Origin of the sequence: Erwinia pyri, assembly GCF_030758455.1 — a bacterium.
Lineage (GTDB): Bacteria > Pseudomonadota > Gammaproteobacteria > Enterobacterales > Enterobacteriaceae > Erwinia > Erwinia pyri.
The window spans coordinates 45,460-68,945 of the sequence record NZ_CP132353.1; the positions used below are offsets into that span (position 1 = coordinate 45,460).

Below are 23,486 nucleotides of genomic sequence, written 5' to 3' on the forward strand. Positions count from 1 at the left end.
GCCCTGGGAGGTAATGCCTGAGTACCGGAAGCTTAAGCCGGCTGTTTACCGGAGAGCAGATCCAGCACTTCCTGAACGTCGGTGGTGGTGGTCAGCCGTGCAATCACGGACTCATCATCCAGCGCGTTTGTCAGGCTGGTGATCACCTGAATGTGTTCATTGTTGCGGGCAGCGATACCGATGACCAGACGGGCAATATCATCCTCATCTTCACCGAAACGCACGCCGTCCGGGTACTGGCAGAAGACGATACCGGTATGCAGCACGCGGTCTTTCGCTTCAATCGTCCCGTGCGGAACCGCAATGGATTCGCCCAGATATGTTGGCGTCAGTTTCTCACGATCCAGCATCGCCTGAACATATTCTGGCTCAACATAACCGCCTCTGACCAGCTGCTCGCCGGCAAAGCGGATCGCCTGCTCTTTATCGGTTGCATGGTTGCCGAGGAAGATGTTGCGGGCGCTCAGCTTGAACAGATGTTCCTGGCTGTCGTCGTAGCTGTCGCTCAGCGTGGCGGTCACTTTTTCACGGTGACCCGCTGTACGGTTCGCCTCTACCAGACGGCTGGTCAGGTCGGTATAGAGACCGCTGTCGAGGAAGTTAGTCAGAGAAATATGCTGTGCGTGCGGTGCCTGACGAATGGCGCGCTCGGTCAGGTCACGGTGAGTGATCACCAGATCCACATCGCCCGGCAGGTTATTGATGGCGGTATTGGTGACGGAAATCATGGTCAGACCGGCATCATTGACCTTTTTACGCAGCACGCCTGCACCCATTGCGCTGGAACCCATACCGGCATCACAGGCAACGATGATTTTACGCACCAGAGTCAGGTCGCTGTGCATGCCATCGGCAGCGGTAGCCGTGGTCACGACGCCCTGGCCTTTAGACTGCGCTTTCATCTCATTAACGCGGCGAGCGGCGGCTTCGATATCGTCATCTTCTTTCACCTTGCTGGTTTTCAGCAGGATGGCAGAGACCACGAAGGAGACCGCAAAGGCGGCGATAATGGCGGCGATATTGGCAAAGTAAGCGCCTTTTGGCGTCATCGCCAGCACGGCCAGGATGGAGCCAGGAGAAGCTGGAGAAACCAGGCCGCCGTTCAGCAGGGTCAGCGTGAATACGCCGGTCATGCCGCCGAGGATCACCGCAATAATCAGGCGAGGGTTCATCAACACATACGGGAAGTAAATTTCGTGGATACCGCCCAGGAAGTGGATGATCGCCGCGCCGCCCGCAGACTGCTTGGCGTTACCGCGTCCGAAGAACATGTAAGCCATCAGCACGCCCATGCCCGGACCCGGGTTGGCTTCAATCAGGAAGAAGATTGACTTACCGGCTTCGCTCGCCTGCTGGATACCCAGCGGCGAGAAGATACCGTGGTTGATGGCGTTGTTCAGGAACAGGATTTTCGCCGGTTCCACAAAGATAGAGGTCAGCGGCAGCAGGTTGTTCTGCACCATCAGGTTCACGCCAGCGGCGAGGATATGGGAGAGACCCTCAACCAGCGGACCAATCGCCAGGAAAGCCAGGATCGCCAACAGCATGCCGATGATACCGGCAGAGAAGTTGTTGACCAGCATTTCGAAGCCGCTTTTGATTTTACCATCGACCACGCGGTCGAATTTTTTGATTGCCCAGCCGCCGAGCGGGCCAGCAATCATCGATCCGAGGAACATAGGCATATCCGCACCCACGATCACGCCCATGGTGGTGATAGCACCCACCACGCCGCCGCGATCGCCGCCTACCAGACGACCACCGGTGAAGCCGATCAGCAACGGCAGCAGGTAGGTGATCATTGGGCCAACCAGCTTGGCCATGGTCTCATTTGGCAGCCAGCCGGTAGGAATAAACAGTGCGGTGATGATACCCCAGGCGATAAAGGCCCCGATATTTGGCATCACCATATTGCTCAGAAAGCGACCAAAGTTCTGCACTCTGATCTTGATATCTGATGAGGACATAAAAAAACACCCCTTATTGGTACGCGCTGACAATAAGAGAGCGCGTTGATTTTTGTTTAGGACATGTCGGCGGCGAGCCGCTCTATCACTGTGTATGCAGGCGGACTCTACCACGCGAATATGACGCTGCGTAGTCAGCAGGGAAAGTGTGATGCATATCACTATGTTAGGTGGGCATGAGGGGGTATTTTAGTGACGCAGATCACATATACAGGGTGTAAAAAAAAGACGCTGAGGAAATAATGGGCGAAAGGGGCTGTTTTGTGTGATTTTTGTCACGAAAACGTGACGTGGCTTTCTCTCATATGTGTGATGGCGATCACAATAAATCTGTCGCTCAAAATGCGTGCGATCACACTTCCCCTTGGCCTCTATTTAACAGGCAGATGCTATGTAGGAAAATGACGTCTTTATTCTGGTCTAACGCCGGGTTTTTATCGGGCGGATGGCGCTTTCTGCTTAACGGCTTCGTCAGGCATCCGGCTGGCGTTTAAGCAGCACGGTTGGCAGGCGGCTTTGATGGATAATGCCTATTACAGCGATCCCATCCTTTACCTCTATAAAATAGATGCCGTGGCTCATATAAGGGAAACAGCGCACACCCGGCCAGAGTTCATTACTTTTATCTTCACCAATAGCAGGATGGTCAGCCAGGCGCTTCATCGTCTGGCGCATATTGGACAGATACTCTTTTGCAATCGCCCGGCTAAACTGCCCAATCGAATATTCCCTTATTTCAGCCAAATCGAGTTCGGCCTCTTCGGAGAGTGTTGCCCGGGTCATTACAGATCCTTCATCAGCTCATCAAATACGTCGTCAACATCGCGCACTTTGCCCGCTTCCACCTGAGCAATAGAACGGGCCAGCTTGCTACGCAGCTGCTCCATTTTCATCTGCTCAATCAACTGATAGTCATCAGCAGAAATGACCACAACCGACGGCTTACCGTTTTTAGTAATACTCACCGGCTCACGCTGCGCTTTGTTGATTAATTCTCCGAACTGGGTCTTAGCCTGATTAGCGGTGAAACTCAGCATGGTGCTCTCCTTACATTGTGCGAACAGGTATAAATCGAACGATTCGCTGCAAGAATAGAGTGCACGACAACAATGTGCCAGCTAAATTGGTTATGTCCGGCAGGGATAAGAACTTGAGAGGATAAGTGTACGTTGAAAGCACGGTTGGCAGGCGGGTTACCTTTCTCATCACAGGCGGGATATCCCCACCTGCGATGAGTCTGTAATAGCTATCCAGATTTAGCCGGGCGGCTTACTGGAAACTGCCCTGCAGCGCGCTTTGCGCCTGGCTCAGCGCCTGAGCGTTGGCGGAAAGGTTCTGCATCAGCGTATTGTACTGCGTTGCCTGCTGCTGCGTCGGGAACTGGATAGCCGGGCCGTTAAAGGTGACCTGGCTTCCCTGTGCCTGCAGGAAATCACCGGTCTGCACCGCATCCTGGCTCAGCGTCTGTAACGCGGGCAGCAGCGGCTGCAGCGAATTTGCTGGCTGCGTCACGACTTTGTTATAGACGTTGTCATAAACGGTTTTCAGCTCTTCGGGCTGCTTCAGCGCCGCCTTGCTGCTGTCGGCCTGCGTTTTGGCCGCCTGAATTTGCTGAGTCAGCACGCCCAGCGAACCGCTGGCCTGACGCAATGAGTCACGACGAGTCAGATAATCCTGCGGCGTACGAATGGCGGAAAGCTCATCCACCACCGGCTTCATGCCGGACTCCACGGCGCGGTTAACCTGCTGAGAAAAACCGTAAAGAATGGCGTAATCGCTGACGTAATTACCAAACTTTTGTTTCTGATCTTCACTGAGGCTCGGCAAATGTTCGCCGCTGCGCATCACCGTGTTTTGCAGGAAATCGATAAAAGCTTTGCGCTGATCGGCTTCTTTATCACCGCAGCCGGTGAGCTGGAAAACCAGAAACAGTGCCACAAACGGCACCAGCAGACGTGACCAGACGCGAGAAAGTCCTGTCGTCATGGGAAGTAACTCCTGTAATTGTAGGGCTTGCAAAGAAATGAGGGCGGCGTGCGCCGCCTCTGAAGAATAGTCTAACTCGTGCGGGGAGGATACGGAAAACAGGGCCGGAAGGGTGAAGAAATTCACGCTTCCGGCAGCAGAGCTTAGAAAACCAGGGCCTGGCCATCTTTGCGGCTTTCTGTGGCGGCAATGTAGAAGCCCTGTGGGTCGCGAACAATCGCCTGCGCGCCGCCAAAGTTATAGGTCTGTAGCGGATCTTCCACCACAATTTTATGTCCCATCGCACGCAGGGCGGCAATCGTATTCAGCGCCATTGCTGGCTCCACGCTCACCTCGCGGCCTTCCACCACGCGCCAGCGCGGCGCATCAATCGCCGCCTGAGGATTCTGTTTCGCCAGCATAATCCGCAGTGCCATCTGCAGATGCCCCTGCGCCTGCATCGGCCCGCCCATCACGCCAAAGGACATCAGCGGCTGGCCTTCACCATCCAGCGCAAAGGCGGGGATAATGGTGTGGAAAGCGCGCTTGCTGGCCGCAACCACGTTCGGATGGTTCTCCTCCAGCACAAAGCCTGCGCCGCGGTTTTGCAGGCTGATGCCGGTGCCCGGCACCACCACCCCTGAACCAAAGCCCATGTAGTTGGACTGAATAAACGAGACCATCATCCCGCTGGCGTCGGCGGTGGAGAGATAGACCGTGCCGCTCTGCTTTGGCGCACCAAAAGTAAAGTCGCCGGCTCTGGCCGGGTCGATCAGCGCGGCGCGGGTTTTCAGATACTCATCGCTAAGCAGCAGCTCCGCCGGAAACTCCATGTGATCCTCATCGGCCACGTAGCGCTCCAGATCTACCAGCGCCAGCTTCATCGCTTCGATAGAGAGATGCAGCCACTGCACGGAATCTGGCTCATAGAGGCCGATATCCCACTGCTCAAGAATACCCAGCGCCATCAGCGTAGCGATCCCCTGGCCGTTCGGAGGCAGCTCCTGAACCGAGCCGCCTGCAAACGGACGCGACAGCATCTCCACCCAGTCAGCCTTGTGGTTTTTCAGATCTTCCAGCGTCAGCGCCGCGCCGTGCTCTCTGGCGAAGGCGGCAATTTTTTCTGCCAGCTCGCCGCGATAGAACGCTTCGCCATTGGTGGCAGCAATTTTTTCCAGCGTATCCGCCTGGTCCGGATTGCGGAACAGTTCGCCAACTTTTGGCGCGCGGCCTTCCGGCGCAAAGCAGGCGCTGAAGCCTGGCTGGTCACGCAGCTTATTGAAGCCGCGCTCCCAGAGATGACCGATCAGCGGCGAAACGGGGAAACCGTTGCGGGCATACTCAATGGCCGGTTGCGCCAGCGTGGTCATCGGCAGCGTGCCAAACCGTTCGGCCAGTTCTACCCAGGCAGAGACCGCACCCGGCACCGTCACCGCATCCCAGCCGATTTCCGGCATGGCGGCCAGGTGAGCAAAAGTCTCCCGCGACCAGGCAGCAGGCGCACGGCCCGAAGCGTTCAGCGCATGCAGTTTTTCACCGTCCCAGATAATGGCGAAAGCGTCACTGCCGATGCCGTTGCCGGTGGGTTCCACCACCGTCAGCGCCATCGCGGTGGCAATCGCTGCGTCAACCGCGTTGCCGCCCAGTTGCAGCATGCGGATCCCCGCCTGCGCGGCCAGCGGCTGTGACGCCGCCACCGCATTACGCCCCATCATCGGCGCGCGGTAAGATGGGTATCCCACGTTAAAATCACTGATTCCACTCATAGCCGTTCCTTAATGATTAGTCGTTGCGCGGATCGAGCGCGTCGCGCAGTCCGTCGCCCAGCAGATTGAAGCCCTGCACGATAAGAAAAATGGCAAGGCCGGGGAAAACCGACATCCAGGGGGCCTGCTCCAGAAAACCTTTGGCCGTATTCAGCATCGCGCCCCAGGAGGGAGCAGGCGGCTGTTGCCCAAGCCCCAGAAAGGAGAGGCTGGCCTCGGTAATAATGGCGGAGGCGATAGCCAGCGTGGCCTGCACCAGAATCGGCGACATCACGTTAGGCAGCACGTAGCGCAGCACAATCCAGCGGTCAGGCAGGCCGATAGCGCGTGCGCCGTCGATATACTCTTCATTGCGAATGGCAATCACCTGCCCGCGCGTCAGACGGGCAAAAATGGGCATGGCGGATAAACCGATAGCGATCATCGCGTTGCCAAGACTGGGGCCGAGAAAGGCGCCCAGGGCGATAGCAAGGATCAGAAAAGGGCAGGCGAGCAGGGCTTCGATAAAGCGGGAGATCACGCCGTCCCAGATCCCCTGCCAGTACCCGGCAATCAGCCCCAGCGGCACGCCAACCAGAATGGCGATCAGCACGGAGATGCAGCCTGCCAGCAGCGAGCTGCGGGCGCCCCAGATCAGGCGGGATAAAATATCGCGGCCCAGCTCATCGGTGCCGAGCCAGTAGAGGGCTGAAGGCGCTTTACGCACCGCCAGAAAATTGGCTTTGATCGGGTCAAACGGCGCCAGCCAGGGCGCCAGAAGGGCCACGATCACAAAGAAGAGCACAATCACCGCACCGATAACCGCGCTTTTGTTGCCGAGAAACTTTTTCAGCACGCGGTTGGTGGGTTTGCGTAGTGCAGCAGCGCTGCCAGCGGCCAGAACTTCACTCATCGTCAGCCTCGCATCTTAGGATTGATCAGCACATACAGGACGTCAGCCAGCAGGTTCAGCAGCAGGAAGCCGATAGCCACCACCAGCACTACCCCCTGCACCACGGCGTAATCACGGTTAAATACCGCATCGACAATCATTTTGCCGAAGCCCGGCAGGGTAAAGACCTGCTCCGTCAGCACCGCGCCGCCCAGCAGCTCGCCAAACAGCAGCGTGGTCAGCGTAATCACCGGCACCAGCGCGTTGCGGAAGGCATGCTTTAAAATCACCTTTTTCGGCAGCAGACCTTTGGCTCTGGCGGTACGGATGTAGTCCGCTTTCAGCACCGCAATCATCGAGGCGCGCGTGTGGCGCATCAGCGTGGCGGCCAGGCCGGTGCCCAGCACCAGCGCCGGCAGCAGCAGCGTTTTGAGGTTTTGTGAAACGCTCTCACTCAGCGAGACGTAGCCAGAGGCGGGGAGCCACTGAAGATGCACGGAAAAGAGCAGGATCAGCAGGATCCCCAGCCAGAAGTGCGGGATCGAGATCCCGGAAAGCGCGACAAAGTTGGTGGTGTGATCGACCCAGCTGTTTTTCCGCACGGCAGCGACGATCCCCATACTGATGCCGACAACCAGCGCCACTATCATCGCCAGCAGCGACAGCTCCAGCGTGACCGGAAGCTTGCTGGCGATAAGCGTAGTGACCGGCTCCTGCGTGCGCAGCGAGGTACCCAGGTCACCGCGCAGCGCGTTACCCAGCCACCAGAGATACTGCGTCGGCAGCGGATCGTTCAGGTGATACTGCTCTCTGAGCTGGGCTATCACCGCCGGATCGCGCTCTTCCCCCGCCATCGCCAGCACCGGGTCGCCCGGCAGCAGCTTCTGCAGCGAGAAGACCATAATGCTCACCAGAAACAGCGTGGGGATAGCCAGCAGCAGGCGTTTACAGATCAATTCCAACATGGTCGCTCTCCGGCTCAGGGTGCCATTTTCACGCCAGCCAGGCGTACCAGCCCGTCCGGCCAGGCCTTAAAGCCCTGCACTTTTTTGTTCAGGCCAAAGATGCGCGGCTCAAAGTAGAGGTAGGCAATCGGCATATCGGTTTGCAGCTGCTTCACCACTTTGTCATACAGCCCCTGGCGTGTGGCCGGATCGTTGGTCTGACGTGCTTCGGTCAGCCAGGCATCGACCTGAGGATTGCTGTAACGCCCGTCGTTCAGGGTGCCCTTGCTGTTGATAAAGGAGAAGATGCTGCCATCAGGATCGGGACGCCCCGACCAGCCGGAGAGGCTGAGCTGGAAATCGCCGCGCTGCTGACGATCCAGCAGGGAAGCAAACTCACTCATCTGCAGGTTCACGTTAAATCCGGCTTCGCTCACCATCGCCTGAATCACCTGGCCGACCTGCTGCGAGGTGGGGTTATTGGTGACTAACAGGGTGACGTTGACTGGCGTTTTCACGCCAGCCGCAGCCAGCAGGGCTTTGGCCTTTTCCACATCGCGAGGCGCGATCGGCAGCTTGACGTGGTAAGGACTGACCGGCGAGAACGCCTGATTTGAGGGCGCGTATAAGCCTTCGAACGCCACCTGATTCAGCGCATCGCGGTCGATAGCCAGCGAGAACGCTTCCCGCACGCGGGCATCCTTCACAAACGGGTTGTTCGGGTCCACTTTGCCGTTGGCGATATTGAAGGTAATGCCCTGATAGCCCAGGCCAGTGACTTTGGCGAGGCTCAGTTTGCTGTCAGCCTCCACGGTTTTTACGTCGCTGGCGGCAATGCCTTCGGTCAGATCGAGATCGCCAGAACGCAGGTTCGCCAGACGTACCGAGGCATCAGGAATGGGCAGGAACACCACTTTATCGAAGTGATAGGCTGACTTGTTCCAGTAATTATCGAAGCGTTTCAGGACGATGCGATCCTGCTGCACGCGGCTTTCAAACTGATAAGGGCCGGAGCAGACCGGATGGGTGGCAAAATCGGGCTTCGCCGCCGCTTTGGGGGCCAGCATCGCACCAGCGCGATCGGTGAGCTGACTCAGCAGGGCAGCGTCAGCATTTTTCAGGTGGAATACCACCTGTGAAGGGGAAGCAACTTCAACCGACTCAATCGAGGAGATTTCGCTTTTGCGCAGCGAACCGGGCAGCGTCAGGGCGCGTTCAATATTAAATTTCACCGCTTCAGCATCAAACTTCTCGCCATCCTGGAAGGTCACGCCCTGGCGGAGATTCATGGTCAGCGTTTTGCCATCCTCACTCCATTTCCAGTCCGTTGCCAGGCCCGGTATCACCTTCAGGTGTTCATCCACATCCACCAGACGGTCGCACATGGCCGCAAAGACAAAGCGGCCGTAATAGGTGCGCGCCAGATGCGGGTCGAGCATATCGGGATCGGCACCCAGGCCGATGCGCAGCGTGCTTTCAGCCTGGGCCTGCAGGCTGCCGATCAGCATCAGGCCGCCCAGGGCGGTCAACAACGTGTGGCGTACTTTCATCGCGTCACTTCTCCAGAGGGGGTGATTGAGTGTTGTTTTACCGCCTGTTCAAACAGCGCACGGCGCTGCAGAAAAGCGGAAGAGGGAGGTGCAATGGTTATCACGCTGCGGTCGCGGTTAAGCTCCTGCCAGCGATGGCAGGCTACCTGACGGCCGCCCGGTAAAATCTGGTTGATGGGTTCGATGCGGCGGCATTCGTCGGTGACGTGCGGGCAGCGGGTATGAAAACGGCAGCCGGAAGGCGGCGAGGCGGGATCGGGCAGATCGCCCTGCAGCATCGGGATCTGACGCTCTGCGCCAGGCTGCATCTGCGGCGCAGAGGCAATCAGCGCCTGGGTATAGGGGTGCAGCGGCGCATCAAAAATCTCGTCCACCGTCGCCAGTTCCACAATCTGCCCGAGGTACATCACCGCCACGCGGTCGCTCATATGGCGGATCACCGCCAGGCCGTGCGCCACGATAATCATGGTCAGCCCAAACTGCTGTTTCAGGCTCTCCAGCAGATTCACCACCTGCGCCTGCACCGAGACGTCCAGCGCGGAAACCGGCTCATCGCCCAGCAGCAGTTTTGGACCTGACGCCAGCGCGCGGGCAATGCCGATACGCTGGCGCTGTCCGCCTGAAAACTCATGGGGATAGCGGCGGGCCCAGGCCGCAGGCAGCCCGACGGTTTGCAGCAGATCGGCCACTTTTTCCTGACGTTGCCGTCCGTTAAGCGATTCATGCAGCCAGATCGGCTCGCCGACGATGCTCTCCACGTTCATCCGGGGATTCAGTGAGGCAAAGGGATCCTGAAAGATAATTTGCAGCTCCCGGCGCAGCTGATTGAGGCGCGCGCCGCTGGCTTTGGTGATCTCTTCGCCCTGATAGAAAACGGCTCCCTGAGAAGGGGAAAGCAGGCGTAACAGCAGGCGGCCCAGCGTGGATTTCCCTGAGCCGGACTCGCCCACGATCGCCAGCGTTTCACCAGGCATCACCCGCAACGAGATACGGTCAACGGCGGTAACCTGCAGGTTGCGTTTAAACAGGCGGGTGGGTCCGGCAAAGGTTTTGCTCAGATCGGTACATTCCAGAATCGGGGTGCTCATGCAATTTCTCCCAGCGCGATGTGCTGTTCCAGCGGGGCACGAAAACAGGCCACCTGATGACGCTCGCCAAAGTCTTCCAGCGCAGGTTTATGCTGATGACAGCGGGTTTCAGCAAAGGGGCAGCGGGTGGCAAAACGGCAGCCAGCGGGCATCTGTTCTGGCAACGGTACGGTGCCGGGGATTGTGGCCAGGGTGGCGCTGCGCGCGCCCAGACTAGGGATCGAGCCCATCAGACCGATGGTGTAAGGGTGCTGCGGATCGTTAAAAATCTCCGCCACATCGCCCGTTTCCACCACCTGCCCGGCGTACATGACCGCCACGCGCTGCGCCACTTCCGCCACCACGCCCAGGTCGTGGGTGATCATCAGTACGGCGGTGCCGGTCTCCGCTTTCAGGGTATTCAGCAACGAGAGAATTTGTGCCTGGATCGTCACGTCGAGCGCGGTTGTCGGCTCATCGGCGATCAGTAATTTCGGCCGGTTGATCAGCGCCATCGCGATCATAACGCGCTGACGCATGCCGCCGGAGAGCTGGTGGGGATACGCTTTCAGCCGCATTTCAGGCGCGGGGATCTGCACCTTTTCCAGAATCTGCAGCGCCGCCTGCATCGCTTCACGACGGCTGACATTGCGATGGCGCATCACTGCTTCACTCAGCTGATCGCCCAGCGTAAAGGCGGGATTCAGCGAGGTCATCGGCTCCTGAAAAATCATCGCCAGCTCGTTGCCGCGGATATCGGCATAGTCACGAGGGGTGAGCTTCAGCAGATCCTTTTCCAGAAAAGTTATGTCGCCCTGCTTCACCTGAGCGCTGGCGGGTAGCAGCCCCATCAGCGCCAGCGAGGTTATGCTTTTTCCGCAGCCCGATTCGCCCACCAGCGCCAGCGTTTCTCCGGCATGGACCTGCAGGGAGATGTTGTCCAGTACGCTGACTGGCGAGCCGGCAAACTGTACGTTCAGCTGGCTCAGCGCCAGCACCGGGTGAGAGTGTTCAGCGGTCATGGGTGCTCCTCTTCGCCGCAGCTGATAGCTTCAATCAGGGCCTGCTGTAGCACCAGCAGGTGTTCTCGCATGGCTGCGGCTGCCTCAGGCGGCTGGCGGGCGGCAATATGTTGCACCAGGCGTTGGTGATGGTCGTCATAATGGTTCAGCCGCTCCTGCGTCCTGGCCAGCACCCGCAGATGTTGCCAGCTCGGTTCACGCCGCACGGCGTCAACGGCATCAAACAGCCCCAGCATCAGGCGGTTTCCGGCAGCTTCGGCAATGGCACGATGGAAGGCGCTGTCCCACAGTTCGTGCTGGTCGCCATCGCCCAGGGAGATACTCTGCATGCGCTCCAGCAGGCGCTTTAGCAGGGCAATCTGTTCATTGCTGGCGCGCAGAGCGGCCAGACGCGCCAGCCCCGGCTCCAGCTGAATGCGCGCTTCCATCACCTCCAGCAGGTTGGATCGCTGCGGAAGATCCTGCAAAACCAGAGGCTGTACCGGTGCGGCAGGGCCGACAAAGGTGCCCTTGCCCTGCTTACGCCAGATCCGGCCCTCTTCTTCCAGCACGTCCAGCGCCCGACGGATCTCCCGCCGGCCAACGGTAAACCGTTCCGCCAGCTCACGTTCGGTTGGCAGAGGTAACTCCGGCTGTCGCTCCTGCTGCTGGATCAGCTGGCGCAGCTTTTCCAGCGCGGAGCTGGAGTTGACGGCAGTTTCTGACGTGTCACCCATAATTGGTTCGCTTATTTATTCATCGTTTAAGGAAGCGCTTTCGGCAGTAAGCCCGGCCAGCGTGCAGGCAAGGCGTGATGACCTGTTTATTACAGTAGGCAAGAACTGAACCAATTTTTAATTGGTTCAGTATTCTGTGAGTATGGTCTCGCTAATTAGTTGAATTACGGACGGTTTAAATAGAAGGGAACAACGGGCAGCTGCTTTCTGCAGAAAATTGTTCTGCTGCTTTTTGGTGCAAACGGCGACCCTGAATGCACCAGTTAGGGCACCTGGGGGAGAGCCGGTGGAAATCACCCTTTCAGCGCTTGAAAAGTTTCAGCGCGCTCTCCAGGGCGATCGGACGACCCGATAATAAGGACTTTTTACCTGCCGGGCAGACTCGGAAATTTCTGAAAAAGATAAGTACAAAAACGGGCAGATTATAAAATCAATCAGGCGAATAGTTGCGGAAGTGACTAGTGTAAGCGGTACCATTCGCGCTCTGTCTGGATCAGCTAAAAAGCAGCCGCTGGTAGGGGAAAAGTGACTCTTGTTTAAGGTGGACCTGAGGCAGAAGCAAGTGTGAAAAATAGTCAAAAAATATGACGCAAATCGCATGATTTGATCTAATACTTAGAACCTGGCGTTTCCCTGCGCTGTCTCTCTGAGCCCTACTCTCTGAGCAACCCAGCGGCTGTTGTCGCCAATATTCTGAACCTGAGCCTCAGGTTCTTACCCTCTGGCCGTTCACATTTGTGATTTTTATGAGGAGAGCCTTATGGAATTGAAAGATCCGATGGGCGAATTGTTGTCGAGTCTGGAACATATTGTATTAACGCGTGAAGTTATCCAAGCCGCTCCCGCATTAAAGGGTGAAGTGACCGTGCCCGAACCAAAACGCATCAGGGAAATTACCGGCATGGAGATTGATGAGTTTGCCCTGGCATTGGGCGTCAGCGTTTCTTCGGTGAAAAGCTGGGAAGCCAAGCGCACGAAACCTTCGCGCAGTGCACAGAAACTGATGCAGTTAATACAATTTAATCCTTGCCTCAGCAGAGAACTGCTGGGGTAGTAAAGAAAAACCCGCCCTCTGGCGGGTTTTGTGTTTCTGGCTGTCAGAGACAGCACTTTTCACCGCATTCTCTTCGCTTCTTCTGCCAGCCCAGCAATTATCGCTGTTTCGCTATAAGTCAGCGGTTATCGCAATTCTGCTATAACTCGATCGTTCCGTGAAACACAACTTCATCCATAAAATTCCCGATAAAGCGGCCTGCTTCCTTCAGTTGCTGATTGCCGGAGCGAAGGCTTTCGCCCCGGCAAAGGCTGTTACTGCAGCAGCGAAATATCCGCTACCTGCAGGAACAGCTCACGCAGTTTAGCCAGCAGCGTCAGGCGGTTGATCCGTACCTCACGCTCTTCGGCGTTCACCATCACCTTCTCGAAGAAGTTATCTACCGCCGTACGCAGCTGGGCCAGCTCAATCAGCGCGTCCTGGTAGCGGCCTTCCGCGAAGTAAGGCTGAAGTTTGCTGCTCAGCGCGGAAACGTAGGTCGCCAGCTTGATCTCTTCATTCTCTTTCAGCAGGGACGCCTGCACGCTGTCGTTCAGCGGCTCGGTGGCTTTGGCCAGAATGTTGGAGACACGCTTGTTCGCGGCGGCCAGCGTGGCAGCCTCTTCCAGCGAGCGGAAGTGCGATACGGCTTTCATCCGCGCGTTAAAGTCTGCCGGACGGGTTGGACGACGCGCCAGCACTGCCTGAATGGTATCCACGCTGTGGCCCTCTTCCTGATACCAGGTACGGAAACGGCCCAACATAAAGTCGATCACCTCATCCACTACTTTGGCATTGCTCAGCTTGCTGCCATAGAGGCGCACGGCTTCTTCCGTCAGCGTTTGCAGATCCAGCGGCAGGTTTTTCTCAACGATGATGCGCAAAACGCCCAGCGCGGCGCGGCGCAGCGCGAACGGATCCTTGTCGCCTTTCGGATGCTGTCCGATGCCGAAAATGCCGGCCAGCGTATCCATCTTATCGGCGATAGCCAGCGCACAGGCCACCGGATTAGAGGGCAGATCGTCACCGGCAAAGCGCGGCTGATACTGCTCGTTCAGCGCAACGGCAACATCTTCCGCCTCGCCGTCGTGGCGGGCGTAGTGCATGCCCATCACGCCCTGGGTGTCGGTGAATTCAAACACCATGTTGGTCATCAGGTCGCACTTGGAGAGCAGACCAGCGCGCGTGGCGTGGTTAACATCTGCGCCAGTTTGCCCGGCAATCCAGCCAGCCAGTGCCTGAATGCGGTCGGTTTTATCACGCAGCGTGCCCAGCTCTTTCTGGAACAGCACGGTTTCGAGACGCGGCAGGTTATCTTCAAGACGCTTTTTGCGATCTGAGTTGAAGAAGAACTCAGCATCGGCCAGACGTGGGCGAACCACTTTTTCGTTACCGGAGATAATCTGCTGCGGATCTTTCGACTCGATATTGGTGACAAAGATGAAGTTTGGCAGCAGCTTGCCCGCCGGGTCATAGACCGGGAAGTACTTCTGGTCGCCCTTCATGGTGTAGACCAGCGCTTCCGCCGGTACCGCCAGGAATTTCTCTTCAAATTTCGCCGTCAGCACCACCGGCCATTCCACCAGCGAGGTGACCTCTTCCAGCAGGCTGTCGCTAAGGTCGGCAACGCCGCCGATTTCGCGCGCTGCCGCTTCGGCATCCGCTTTGATCTGCGCTTTACGCGCTTCGTAGTCAGCCTGCACCTTGCCACGTTCCAGCAGGATCTGCGGATACTGGTCGGCGCTATCAAGGCTGAACTCCGCTTCGCCCATAAAGCGATGACCACGAATGGTGCGGCCGGAAGTGACGCCCAGGATAGTGGCGTCCAGGCTCTCTTCACCCAGCAGCAACGTCAGCGTATGCACCGGACGCACAAACTGCACGTCGGAATCGCCCCAGCGCATCAGTTTCGGGATCGGCAGCTTAGAGAGGGCAGTGCTGACCATCGCCGGCAGCAGCGACTGTGCGCTTTCGCCTTTCATGTGCGCACGGTAGAGCAGCCATTCGCCTTTGTCGGTACTCAGGCGTTCAGCCTGATCGACGGTGATACCGCAACCGCGTGCCCAGCCTTCGGCAGCTTTGGTCGCCACGCCGTTAGCATCAAACGCAGCGGCAATCGCCGGGCCGCGTTTTTCAACTTCGCGGTCTGGCTGGGCGGCGCTCAGGGCAGCCACTTTCAGCGCCAGGCGGCGGGGGGAAGCAAACCAGCTCACTTCGCCGTGCGTCAGGCCTGCGGCATCCAGTTCGGCAGTGAAGCTGGCGGCAAAAGATTCAGCTAAATTGCGCAGTGCTTTTGGTGGCAGCTCTTCAGTGCCAAGCTCCACCAGAAAAGTTTTTTCCGTCATGGCGGCCTCTTATTTCTTGTTATTGCACATCGGGAAGCCCAGCGCCTCACGCGACGCATAGTAGGCTTCAGCCACGGCTTTGGTCAGGGTGCGAATGCGCAGAATGTAGCGCTGACGCTCGGTCACGGAGATCGCTTTACGCGCATCCAGCAGGTTAAACGAGTGGCCCGCTTTCAGAATGCGTTCGTAGGCTGGCAGCGGCAGAGGCGTTTCCAACGCCAGCAGGCTCTGCGCCTCTTTCTCATACTGCTCAAAGCAGGAGAAGAGGAAGTCGACATCGGCGTATTCGAAGTTATAGGTGGACTGCTCCACTTCATTCTGATGGAACACGTCGCCATAGGTCGTTTTGCCCAGCGGGCCGTCGCTCCAGATCAGGTCATAGACGCTGTCCACGCCCTGGATATACATTGCCAGACGCTCCAGGCCATAGGTGATTTCGCCGGTAACCGGTTTGCACTCCAGACCGCCAACCTGCTGGAAGTAGGTGAACTGCGTCACTTCCATGCCGTTGAGCCACACTTCCCAGCCCAGACCCCAGGCACCCAACGTCGGGTTTTCCCAGTTGTCTTCTACAAAGCGGATATCATGAATAGTTGGATCCAGCCCCAGCGCCTTCAGGGAGCCGAGGTAAAGCTCCTGAATGTTCTCAGGCGAGGGCTTAATCGCTACCTGGAACTGATAGTAGTGCTGCAGGCGGTTAGGGTTCTCACCATAGCGGCCATCGGTAGGGCGGCGTGACGGTTGCACATAGGCAACGGCCATCGGCTCTGGCCCTATGGCACGCAGGCAGGTCATGGGATGAGAAGTCCCTGCACCCACTTCCATGTCCAGTGGTTGCACAATGGTGCAGCCCAGGCTGCCCCAGTAATCCTGTAAGGTCAGGATCAGTCCCTGAAAGGTTTTAGTATCAAACTTTTGCATGTTGGGTCCGCACGCGAGACAAGTGGTAATAAAAAGTGGGCGCCAGTATACCCTTTGACCGTCAGATAGTCAGCCCGTGATTAAATGCATTCGCCTTGTCGTGAGCGGGAAGCGCCGGGACAATTCAGGCAAAAAAGGGTAAAAAATGAGGGTGCTTTCGGGGAGTTTTCAATTTCTGATGGCTTTCGTTTTTTGGCATCTGAATTTTTCGGGTAATTGCCCTGTTTCCATTAATTAAAATAACGGAAACCCTTTCTCCACCTCAACCAATAAAAATGCCATCGGCATCCACATCTATAAAGAAGTTTTTATCTTCTAAGATGGCATCATACGCTACAGGTTGATGAAGATCATAAGGTGGAATTAAATTGTGTTGCTCAACCACTCTTCTGGCAATCTTTTCTGCTGGCTGGATCATAATTTACCAATTGATTTCAGCCATGCTTCCATTTTATGAGCTTCCTGAGCATTTCCTGCCTGGGCTATCATAGCCAACTGTTCATAGTTTTGTGCCCTATCCAGAGTGGTATTATTCTTATGTGCTTTGAGGATAAGCGGCAGTACCGACGGTTTTGTAGACCACAAGGTATATTCACTCCATGTCATACCAAGATATTGATGAAGTTCCATACCTTGCCCCTCAACACCTTTATGCCACTGCTCTACATAATCATCAATCTCATCTGACAACACGTCACCAGCGAGGCATTTTTGAATGAAATTCATTTGTCTCTCCTAATTCTGCTTGCTGATTTTTCTGCCGCGTACCGCGGGTTTAATGATAATACCTGTAACAGGATCAACTACACCAAGGTGCATCCCACGTTTATTGAAAACTTCGATCTCACCGTGCATTGAATCCCAAGTGTAATAAAGATTTTCGATATTATCTTTATAAACCTTACGGCCACCTTCGATTCCTGCTACTAACAATCCATCCAGAATGGATGGGACTGGAATGGGCAATCCCCCCAAAACAACCTCCTGGCTTCCTTTCCTGATGTAAGCATTTTCTGGCGCACTATAGTTTCAGTCAAGATGAGTTCTGGCACTAAAGCGGGTGAATAAATGGTTTTACGAGCGCGGTTCCATTTACTGTTTCCTGGGACGTGGTTTACTGAAATGCCCTTGATATCGCTATCATCAGAAAATCGTATACGTTCTGTACAGGCAGTTTTTAAGAGGATGTCATAGCTGGCGAAGCAGAATCTAACTGGATGATTTTTAAATTTTTAAATCATACCTGCCATGCAATTATCGACCGACATCACCATACCAGTAGCGCAAAACCAGACCATCTGGTGAAAATTCGCGCGTTGACTTTCGTCTGATCGTATACGAATTTGGCCTCACTAACTCTTCGGTGAGAGACCTCAATGAAAAAGGCTATTGCGTACCCTGGTATGAAAGCGGAAGACCGGCCGATGGGACCCGCGCCCCTCTCGGCTGCGGTGCTGCATGAACCGATGCTGTTTATCTCCGGCCAGGTAGCGATTGATCCTTACACCGCCGCTATCGTTGGCGAGGATATTCAGGCACAGACCCGCCAGGTATTGAAAAACGTGGGCGATCTGCTCGGTGAAGCGGGGATGACCTTTGACAACGTTGTCCGCGTGACGATTTTTCTGACCGATCTCTCGCTCTTCTCGCAGCTGAACGAGGTTTACGCCGACTACTTCTCCTTCCCGTTCCCGGCCCGCGCTACCGTCGGTATCCAGCTCAACCACCCCGATCTGCTGGTTGAGATGGAAGTCACGGCGATGCGCTGAGGGAGAAAAACCATGCATATCCATATCGAAAATGACCCCGCTGGCCCGCAGGCGCTGCAACTCTCTGAAACGCTTCTCTGGCAGCGGCTGCAGGCAAATCCGGCGCTGCAGGGCAAATTTACGCTGTCAGAAAATCACGATCCTCAGCATCTGGCTGAATTTCTTCTGGTGGCGGATATCGTCTGGGCCGGACGTAAGTTTCCGCTGTATCAGCACGCGGCAGACGCCACCAGGCTGAGGTGGGTGCAGGTTATCTCCGCTGGCGTGGAAAGCTGGCTGGAGAAGTGGCCCGACGCGGTTCAGCTCACTAACGCCTCCGGCGTGCATGGCGAGAAGGGCGCGGAATTTATTCTGATGTCGGCCCTGATGTTCAACTACGGCATCCCTGGCTTTCTGCAGGATCAGGCGAACCAGCAGTGGCGTCCGGTCTTTGGCGGCTGCGCACGCGGTAAGAAAGTGCTGCTGCTGGGGCTGGGCGGCATTGGCGCGGCCGCGGCTGCGTTGCTGACCCGACAGGGGTACGAGGTGGTGGGCGTAACCCGCAGTGGGCAAAGCACTGCCACGGTTGCGCGCTGCATCAGCATCGAAGAGGTGGATGCTGAACTGGCGGATACCGACGTGCTGGTCTCCACTCTGCCGCTGACGCCGGAAACTGACGGACTGTTCAGCCGCGAAAGGCTGGCGAAACTGCCTTCCCGCGCCGGTGTGATTATCGTGGGCCGCGCGCGCGTTTTCGATTATGACGCGCTCAGCGAGAGGCTGAACGCCGGAACGCTGGCTGGCGCGGTGCTGGACGTGTTTTACGAGGAGCCGCTGCCGCAGGGCGACGCGCTCTGGCAGGTGCCGCGGCTGATTATGACCCCGCACTGTAGCCTCGACGATCATGGCGCCTATCTTGAGGGCTGCCTGACGCTATTTTTGCAAAACCTTGAACGGTATCTGGCCGGAGAGCCGCTTATAAACCGTGTGAGTACACAGAAAGGGTATTGATCTTACGGCCCAACACCAACAGCGGTTCATGACTAACCGGTCATCGCTTATACCTTCAACAGCACCAGGGGATCCTCAGAATGAAATTAGCACGCATCGCTTTGGTAGTATCCGGTCTGACCGGCGCACTGCTCTCTCTCTCCGCACAGGCGGCGGACACGGTTAAACCTTCCGCCGAAGAGTTCGGTGCGATGGCGCAGTGTAAAACCTTGCAGGCGAAATATCCTTCGCTGGTTGGCAAGGATGTGGTGGTAGGTCTGGGCGGCTATACCAAGGGATTTGAAGCGCCGTCGGCGGCGGATCCAACGGTGATTGAAGGTCTGGACCCGTCGCTGTTTGACCGTATCGGCGGCTGTCTCGGCTTTAAGCACACCTACCAGAATGGCTCTTTTAACGTGCTGCTGACCTCCATCTCCAGCGGCCGCGCCGATATTGGCCCGATGCTCTATGTCACGCCAGAGCGCCTGAAGCAGATTGCGTTTGTGGCTTCCGTGCAGGTGCAGGATGGATCGATTGTGGCGAAAGGCAATCCGGAAAAAATAATGAGTGCAGACGATCTGTGCGGCAAAACGGTAGCGGCCGCTGCCGGTACTTATGAAGCCACCAAACTGGTGCCGGAGCAGACCGCTAAATGTAAAGCTGCCGGTAAGCCGGAAGTGAATATGCTGATGGTGCAGAACACCGATAACAGCATTCAGGCGATCAAAAGCGGCCGTGCCGATATCTATCTGACCGCAGCGGGCTCCGCGCGTGAAATCGCTAAGGCCGATCCAGCTTTTGAGACGGCGTTTACCGTTGACCTGCCGATCATGGTTGGTTTCCCCATCGCCAAGAACAACACCGTGATGCGTCATGCGGTGCTGGATGCGATGAAAGTGATCCAGGAGAGCGGCGCGCAGAAAAAGCTGCTGGATTTCTGGGGCCAGGGTGCCAGCGCACAGCGTATCGCTGTCGATAAAGGCTAAGTCCGCCACAGCCCTTTTTGCTGGCGTGCCGCTGCGCCAGCAAAAAGGGGAGAGCAAGCGTCCGACCGCTGGAGAAAGAGCGTGGATGATTTTCTTAAGTATCTGACCCTGCCCTATCTGTGGCAGGGCGCCGTTATCGCGCTGCAACTGCTGGTCGGTGCGCTGGCCGGTGGGGTGATTATCGGCTTCTTCCTGGCGCTGGCCAGCACCTCGCGCCACTGGGTTATCCGTTTTCCGGTGCAGGTCTATATCTATATTTTGCGCGGCACGCCGGTGCTGCTGCAGCTGATCCTGCTCTACAACGTGCTGCCGCAGTTTGGCCTGTGCTTCAGTCCCTTTCTCAGCGCCCTGCTGGCGTTGATGATCAACGAAACGGCATTCTGCGCGGAGATTATTCGTGGCGGCATCCTCGCTACCGACAGGAACCAGCGCACCGCCGCGCAGGCTTTTGGCTATTCCCGCACCAAAGAGATGATCCATGTGGTTATCCCTCAGGCCCTGCGCGCTATTCTGCCCACCATGGGCAACGAGGCGGTCGGCCTGCTGAAATCCACCTCGCTGGCCTCCGTAGTGGGAGTGAACGAGCTGACCATGCGCGGACAGACCATCGTTTCGCAGAACTTCCTGTTTATTCCGGTGCTGGTGGCTTCAGGCGGCATCTATATGATCCTCTCCTCGCTGCTGGCGGCAGGGCAGTGGTGGCTGGAGCGCCACTACAACCTTGAAGATCGCGCCCGTCGCGCCCGGTTGCGGCTGGAGAAGCTGCCAGTGCCGGCGGAAGCGGAAGTGGTGACGCTGCCGAAGCAGCGTTGGGAGACCAGCAAAGCCGCGCCGGTGCTGGAAATCGACAATCTCTGCGTCGAATATGGCAGCAAGCCGGTACTGAAGGATCTCTCGCTGCACATCCGTCGTGGTGAAGTGGTGGTGCTGCTGGGGCGCTCAGGCTCCGGCAAGAGTACGCTGCTGAAATCTATCCTGGCGTTGACGCCACGCTCCGGCGGCAGGATTTCTACGGAAGGCCATATTATGGGGTATGACGAAAGCGGACGTGCGTTGCCGGACCGCCTGCTGCCCCAGAACCGCGCCCGTTCCGGCATTGGTATTGTCTTCCAGCACTTCGCGCTGTTTGACCACCTGACCGCGCTGGATAACGCCATGAGTATCCCGCTGCGCGTACAGGGCATGCAGGAGGAGGCGGCGCGAGCCAAAGGTCTCCGTGCCCTGCGCGCTGTAGGTCTGGGTGACTTCGTCGCCAACCTGCCGCATGAATTGTCAGGCGGCCAGCAACAGCGCGTGGGTATTGCCCGCGCATTAGCGGCGGAGCCGCGTATCCTGCTGTTTGATGAGCCAACCTCCGCGCTGGATCCGGAACTGGTGCGTGAAGTGAACCAGACTATCCGTAATCTGGCCCAGACCGGCATCACCATGATTATCAGTACCCACGATATCGCCTTCGCCGCAAGCGTGGCTGACCGTGTGGTATTCCTGCAGGGTGGTCAGCTGATTGAGCAGGGGCCGCCGGCGATCCTGAAGCAGCCGGAAACCGAAGCGTTCGCCACCTTCCTGAAAAATGAGCAGGTACATCAGGAGAGTCAGCATGCGTAACGTACTGCCTTTTGAGCAGGAAGCGCGTCAGCGTTTAGGCGAGCCGCTCTACCGTTACATGATGGGCCAGCCTGCGGATGCGCTGCTGGCCGCCGCAGATGGCAACAGCCAGGATTTGCAACGCTATCGTCTGCTGCCGCGGGTGATGCGCGGGAACAACGGCATTGATACCTCGGTCACGTTTGCCGGACATCGCTGGTCTGCCCCGCTTGGTGTGGGCGCCTTTGCCGGGGATGTGGTTTTCCATCCCGAAGGATTGCTGCCCATCGCCCGCGCCTGCAGGCGCCTGCAACTGCCGCTGGCTGTCTCGGAAGAGACGGTGACGCCGCTGAGTGAGATTTGCGCGGAATATCAGGGCTGCTGGTTGCAACTGCGGGCGGCAGGCGAGCTGTCGCGTATTGAAGGATTGATTGCCCATGCGGCGGAATGCGGCGCCAGCGGCATTATCCTCACCGTGCTGGCTCCGGTGCATCCGGTGCCGGGCCTGCAACCCGGCGGCTTCTCCATCGGCGATGCCCTGTTGCAGCGCGGCCTGAAAACCATCGGGTCAACCGGGCCGGGCGTGCAGCCTCTGCCAGCGTTTCCCTGCTGGGGCTGGGATGAGCTGCGTCAGGCGTGTGAATTTGCTGCCAGCCATAAGCTGCCACTGCTGGTGAAAGGCGTTTTACATCCGGATGACGCGACTGCGGCGCACAATGCCGGTTGCCAGGGCATCATCGCTTCAAATATCGGTCTGCGTCAGAGCTCACGCTGGGTTTCTCCCGTGCAGCAGCTGCCTGCGTTGCGCCAGCGCTATGCTGGCGGGCTGGTGCTGGATGGCGGCGTGCGCAGCGGCACCGACGCAGTGGTGGCGGCCTCTCTCGGCGCCTCGCTGTCGCTGGTGGTCAGGCCGGTGATGGGCGCGCTGGTGGCCGGGGGGGAAGAGGCGGTCTTTGGCCTGCTCTCCGGCTGGATCAACGAAATCACAGCCCTGAGCCACTGGTGCGGCGTCAGCAGCATCAGCGAACTGAACCCCTCGTTTCTTACCCTCGCCGGAGCCGAATCAGCATGACTCTCTCTTTAGTTCTCAATCAGGGCGACGCCAGCGAGTCGCGCATCTACTACTGCGCGCACTATCTGGCGGAGAGCCTGGGCCTGTTTGCAAAGCATGGGCTGGAGGTGATCTTCACCACCGCCGGATCTGGCGGGAAAACGGTGCAGGGCGGGCAGGTGCCTGCGGTGATCGCCGGAGAAGCGGATTTGACCCTCGGCGGCCCGATGGTGATGATGAAAAATTATCAGGAAAACGGCCCGGCGCTGCTCTGCTTCGCCGCCGCCGTCTCGGCAAATCCGTGGTTCCTGGCGGCAGGGAAAGTGGACAGCAATTTCACCCTCAGCAGCCTGCGCGGCAAACGCGTGATAGATGTGGGCAACGTCGGTACCGCGACCCTCAGCTTCAACTGGCTGCTGCGCCAGCATCAGCTGGAAAAGGAGGTTGAGCTGATTGCCGGAAGCGGCGATGAAACGGCCGACTTTGCCGCCGTCGGCCGGGGTGAGGCGGAGTATGCGCTGCACTCGATGCATGCGCTGGCACCCTGTATTGCGCGGGGTGAGCTTGAGGCTGTCGCCAGCCTGGCGCCGCTCTGCGGCGCCGTTCCCTGGAGCGCCTACATTGCCCGCCGTGACGTTATGGCGGAGAAAAAAGCGGCCTTCAGCGCGTTTACTGCGGCGCTGAGCGAGGCGCAGCAGTGGCTGCAGGCTAACGGTGCCGCGGCGCTGGCGGCGCAGGTTCAGCCCTGGTATCCCGACTATCCGTCAGCGGCGCTGGTTACCGGTCTGGACGCCTACCTTAAAGCAAACGTTTTTGCACCTTCCCCATTGATGAGGCGTGAGGATTTCGATCGCTTCGCCGTGCTGCTGACTGAAGCAGGCTGGCTCACGCCGGCGATCCCGGTGCCTTTTGCCGCGCTGGTGGAGCTTTCTTTCGCCACCGGCGTAAAACCGTAACAGG

At 57.6% G+C, this 23,486-nt stretch carries 23 protein-coding genes; 7 read left to right on the forward strand and 16 right to left on the reverse strand.

Translation table 11 applies throughout. From position 1 onward, the window contains the following. Window positions 1–32: 32 nt before the first annotated feature. The 11 genes from Q3V30_RS00210 to Q3V30_RS00260 all read right to left on the reverse strand — a co-directional run bounded on the left by Q3V30_RS00210 (window position 33) and on the right by Q3V30_RS00260 (window position 11,868). The gene (locus tag Q3V30_RS00210) at window positions 33–1,967 is read right to left on the reverse strand and encodes a PTS mannitol transporter subunit IICBA (RefSeq protein WP_306209337.1); all 1,935 of its coding nucleotides are present in this window, start codon (window positions 1,965–1,967) and stop codon (window positions 33–35) included. A gap of 471 nt (window positions 1,968–2,438) precedes the next feature. Further along, window positions 2,439–2,750 (reverse strand): type II toxin-antitoxin system RelE/ParE family toxin, encoded by a 312-nt coding sequence (locus Q3V30_RS00215; RefSeq protein ID WP_306209339.1) that lies wholly within the window; start codon window positions 2,748–2,750, stop codon window positions 2,439–2,441. Continuing rightward, window positions 2,750–3,004, reverse strand: a complete 255-nt coding sequence (locus Q3V30_RS00220; protein WP_306209341.1) for a type II toxin-antitoxin system Phd/YefM family antitoxin — start codon at window positions 3,002–3,004, stop codon at window positions 2,750–2,752. Before Q3V30_RS00220 ends, Q3V30_RS00215 begins: the two co-directional genes overlap by 1 nt. Before the next feature lie 232 nt (window positions 3,005–3,236). Then, on the reverse strand, window positions 3,237–3,953 hold the full coding sequence (locus tag Q3V30_RS00225; RefSeq protein ID WP_306209343.1) for a DUF3053 domain-containing protein: 717 nt from the start codon (window positions 3,951–3,953) through the stop codon (window positions 3,237–3,239). A gap of 143 nt (window positions 3,954–4,096) precedes the next feature. After that, window positions 4,097–5,698 carry a gamma-glutamyltransferase family protein gene (locus Q3V30_RS00230; protein ID WP_306209345.1) on the reverse strand — a complete coding sequence of 534 codons (1,602 nt, stop codon included), beginning with the start codon at window positions 5,696–5,698 and terminating at the stop codon, window positions 4,097–4,099. Between the two features lie 16 nt (window positions 5,699–5,714). Beyond that, the gene (locus tag Q3V30_RS00235; RefSeq protein WP_306209347.1) at window positions 5,715–6,590 is read right to left on the reverse strand and encodes an ABC transporter permease; all 876 of its coding nucleotides are present in this window, start codon (window positions 6,588–6,590) and stop codon (window positions 5,715–5,717) included. 2 nt (window positions 6,591–6,592) lie between these two features. Further along, window positions 6,593–7,534: an ABC transporter permease gene (locus tag Q3V30_RS00240; RefSeq protein ID WP_306209348.1), complete on the reverse strand. Its 942-nt coding sequence runs from the start codon at window positions 7,532–7,534 to the stop codon at window positions 6,593–6,595. A gap of 14 nt (window positions 7,535–7,548) precedes the next feature. Then, a complete protein-coding gene (locus Q3V30_RS00245; protein ID WP_306209350.1) occupies window positions 7,549–9,063 on the reverse strand; it encodes an ABC transporter substrate-binding protein in 1,515 nt (504 codons plus the stop codon). Beyond that, window positions 9,060–10,151 carry an ABC transporter ATP-binding protein gene (locus tag Q3V30_RS00250; protein WP_306209352.1) on the reverse strand — a complete coding sequence of 364 codons (1,092 nt, stop codon included), beginning with the start codon at window positions 10,149–10,151 and terminating at the stop codon, window positions 9,060–9,062. Before Q3V30_RS00250 ends, Q3V30_RS00245 begins: the two co-directional genes overlap by 4 nt. Beyond that, window positions 10,148–11,152 carry an ABC transporter ATP-binding protein gene (locus tag Q3V30_RS00255; protein WP_306209354.1) on the reverse strand — a complete coding sequence of 335 codons (1,005 nt, stop codon included), beginning with the start codon at window positions 11,150–11,152 and terminating at the stop codon, window positions 10,148–10,150. The genes Q3V30_RS00250 and Q3V30_RS00255 overlap by 4 nt, the downstream gene beginning before the upstream one ends. Next, entirely contained in the window at window positions 11,149–11,868 is a 720-nt protein-coding gene (locus tag Q3V30_RS00260; RefSeq protein WP_306209356.1) for a FadR/GntR family transcriptional regulator, read from the reverse strand. Before Q3V30_RS00260 ends, Q3V30_RS00255 begins: the two co-directional genes overlap by 4 nt. Before the next feature lie 760 nt (window positions 11,869–12,628). Between Q3V30_RS00260 and Q3V30_RS00265 the strand changes: the two genes are divergently transcribed. Then, window positions 12,629–12,922 (forward strand): HTH-type transcriptional regulator, encoded by a 294-nt coding sequence (locus tag Q3V30_RS00265; RefSeq protein ID WP_306209358.1) that lies wholly within the window; start codon window positions 12,629–12,631, stop codon window positions 12,920–12,922. A gap of 254 nt (window positions 12,923–13,176) precedes the next feature. Here Q3V30_RS00265 and glyS read toward each other — a convergent pair whose 3' ends face one another. From glyS to Q3V30_RS00290, 5 genes are all read right to left on the reverse strand, one after another. Continuing rightward, on the reverse strand, window positions 13,177–15,246 hold the full coding sequence (glyS, locus tag Q3V30_RS00270) for a glycine--tRNA ligase subunit beta (RefSeq protein WP_306209360.1): 2,070 nt from the start codon (window positions 15,244–15,246) through the stop codon (window positions 13,177–13,179). A gap of 9 nt (window positions 15,247–15,255) precedes the next feature. After that, complete coding sequence (gene glyQ / locus Q3V30_RS00275) at window positions 15,256–16,167, reverse strand: glycine--tRNA ligase subunit alpha (RefSeq protein WP_306209363.1); 912 nt, start codon at window positions 16,165–16,167, stop codon at window positions 15,256–15,258. Window positions 16,168–16,429: 262 nt separating this feature from the next. Then, window positions 16,430–16,585, reverse strand: coding sequence for a hypothetical protein (locus Q3V30_RS00280; protein WP_306209365.1), 156 nt, complete (start codon window positions 16,583–16,585; stop codon window positions 16,430–16,432). Further along, window positions 16,582–16,893, reverse strand: coding sequence for a hypothetical protein (locus tag Q3V30_RS00285; RefSeq protein ID WP_306209368.1), 312 nt, complete (start codon window positions 16,891–16,893; stop codon window positions 16,582–16,584). Before Q3V30_RS00285 ends, Q3V30_RS00280 begins: the two co-directional genes overlap by 4 nt. Before the next feature lie 9 nt (window positions 16,894–16,902). Further along, the gene (locus tag Q3V30_RS00290; protein WP_306209370.1) at window positions 16,903–17,142 is read right to left on the reverse strand and encodes a colicin E3/pyocin S6 family cytotoxin; all 240 of its coding nucleotides are present in this window, start codon (window positions 17,140–17,142) and stop codon (window positions 16,903–16,905) included. A gap of 401 nt (window positions 17,143–17,543) precedes the next feature. Here Q3V30_RS00290 and Q3V30_RS00295 point away from each other — a divergent pair, with 401 nt between their 5' ends. The 6 genes from Q3V30_RS00295 to Q3V30_RS00320 all read left to right on the forward strand — a co-directional run bounded on the left by Q3V30_RS00295 (window position 17,544) and on the right by Q3V30_RS00320 (window position 23,482). Beyond that, complete coding sequence (locus tag Q3V30_RS00295) at window positions 17,544–17,936, forward strand: Rid family detoxifying hydrolase (RefSeq protein ID WP_306209371.1); 393 nt, start codon at window positions 17,544–17,546, stop codon at window positions 17,934–17,936. Window positions 17,937–17,948: 12 nt separating this feature from the next. Continuing rightward, window positions 17,949–18,926 carry an NAD(P)-dependent oxidoreductase gene (locus tag Q3V30_RS00300; RefSeq protein ID WP_306209373.1) on the forward strand — a complete coding sequence of 326 codons (978 nt, stop codon included), beginning with the start codon at window positions 17,949–17,951 and terminating at the stop codon, window positions 18,924–18,926. Between the two features lie 80 nt (window positions 18,927–19,006). After that, complete coding sequence (locus Q3V30_RS00305) at window positions 19,007–19,891, forward strand: transporter substrate-binding domain-containing protein (RefSeq protein WP_306209375.1); 885 nt, start codon at window positions 19,007–19,009, stop codon at window positions 19,889–19,891. 81 nt (window positions 19,892–19,972) lie between these two features. Continuing rightward, on the forward strand, window positions 19,973–21,496 hold the full coding sequence (locus Q3V30_RS00310) for an amino acid ABC transporter permease/ATP-binding protein (protein WP_306209376.1): 1,524 nt from the start codon (window positions 19,973–19,975) through the stop codon (window positions 21,494–21,496). After that, a complete protein-coding gene (locus Q3V30_RS00315) occupies window positions 21,489–22,547 on the forward strand; it encodes an alpha-hydroxy acid oxidase (protein WP_306209377.1) in 1,059 nt (352 codons plus the stop codon). Before Q3V30_RS00310 ends, Q3V30_RS00315 begins: the two co-directional genes overlap by 8 nt. Further along, window positions 22,544–23,482, forward strand: coding sequence for an ABC transporter substrate-binding protein (locus Q3V30_RS00320; protein ID WP_306209378.1), 939 nt, complete (start codon window positions 22,544–22,546; stop codon window positions 23,480–23,482). Before Q3V30_RS00315 ends, Q3V30_RS00320 begins: the two co-directional genes overlap by 4 nt. The last annotated feature ends 4 nt before the right edge of the window (window positions 23,483–23,486 follow it).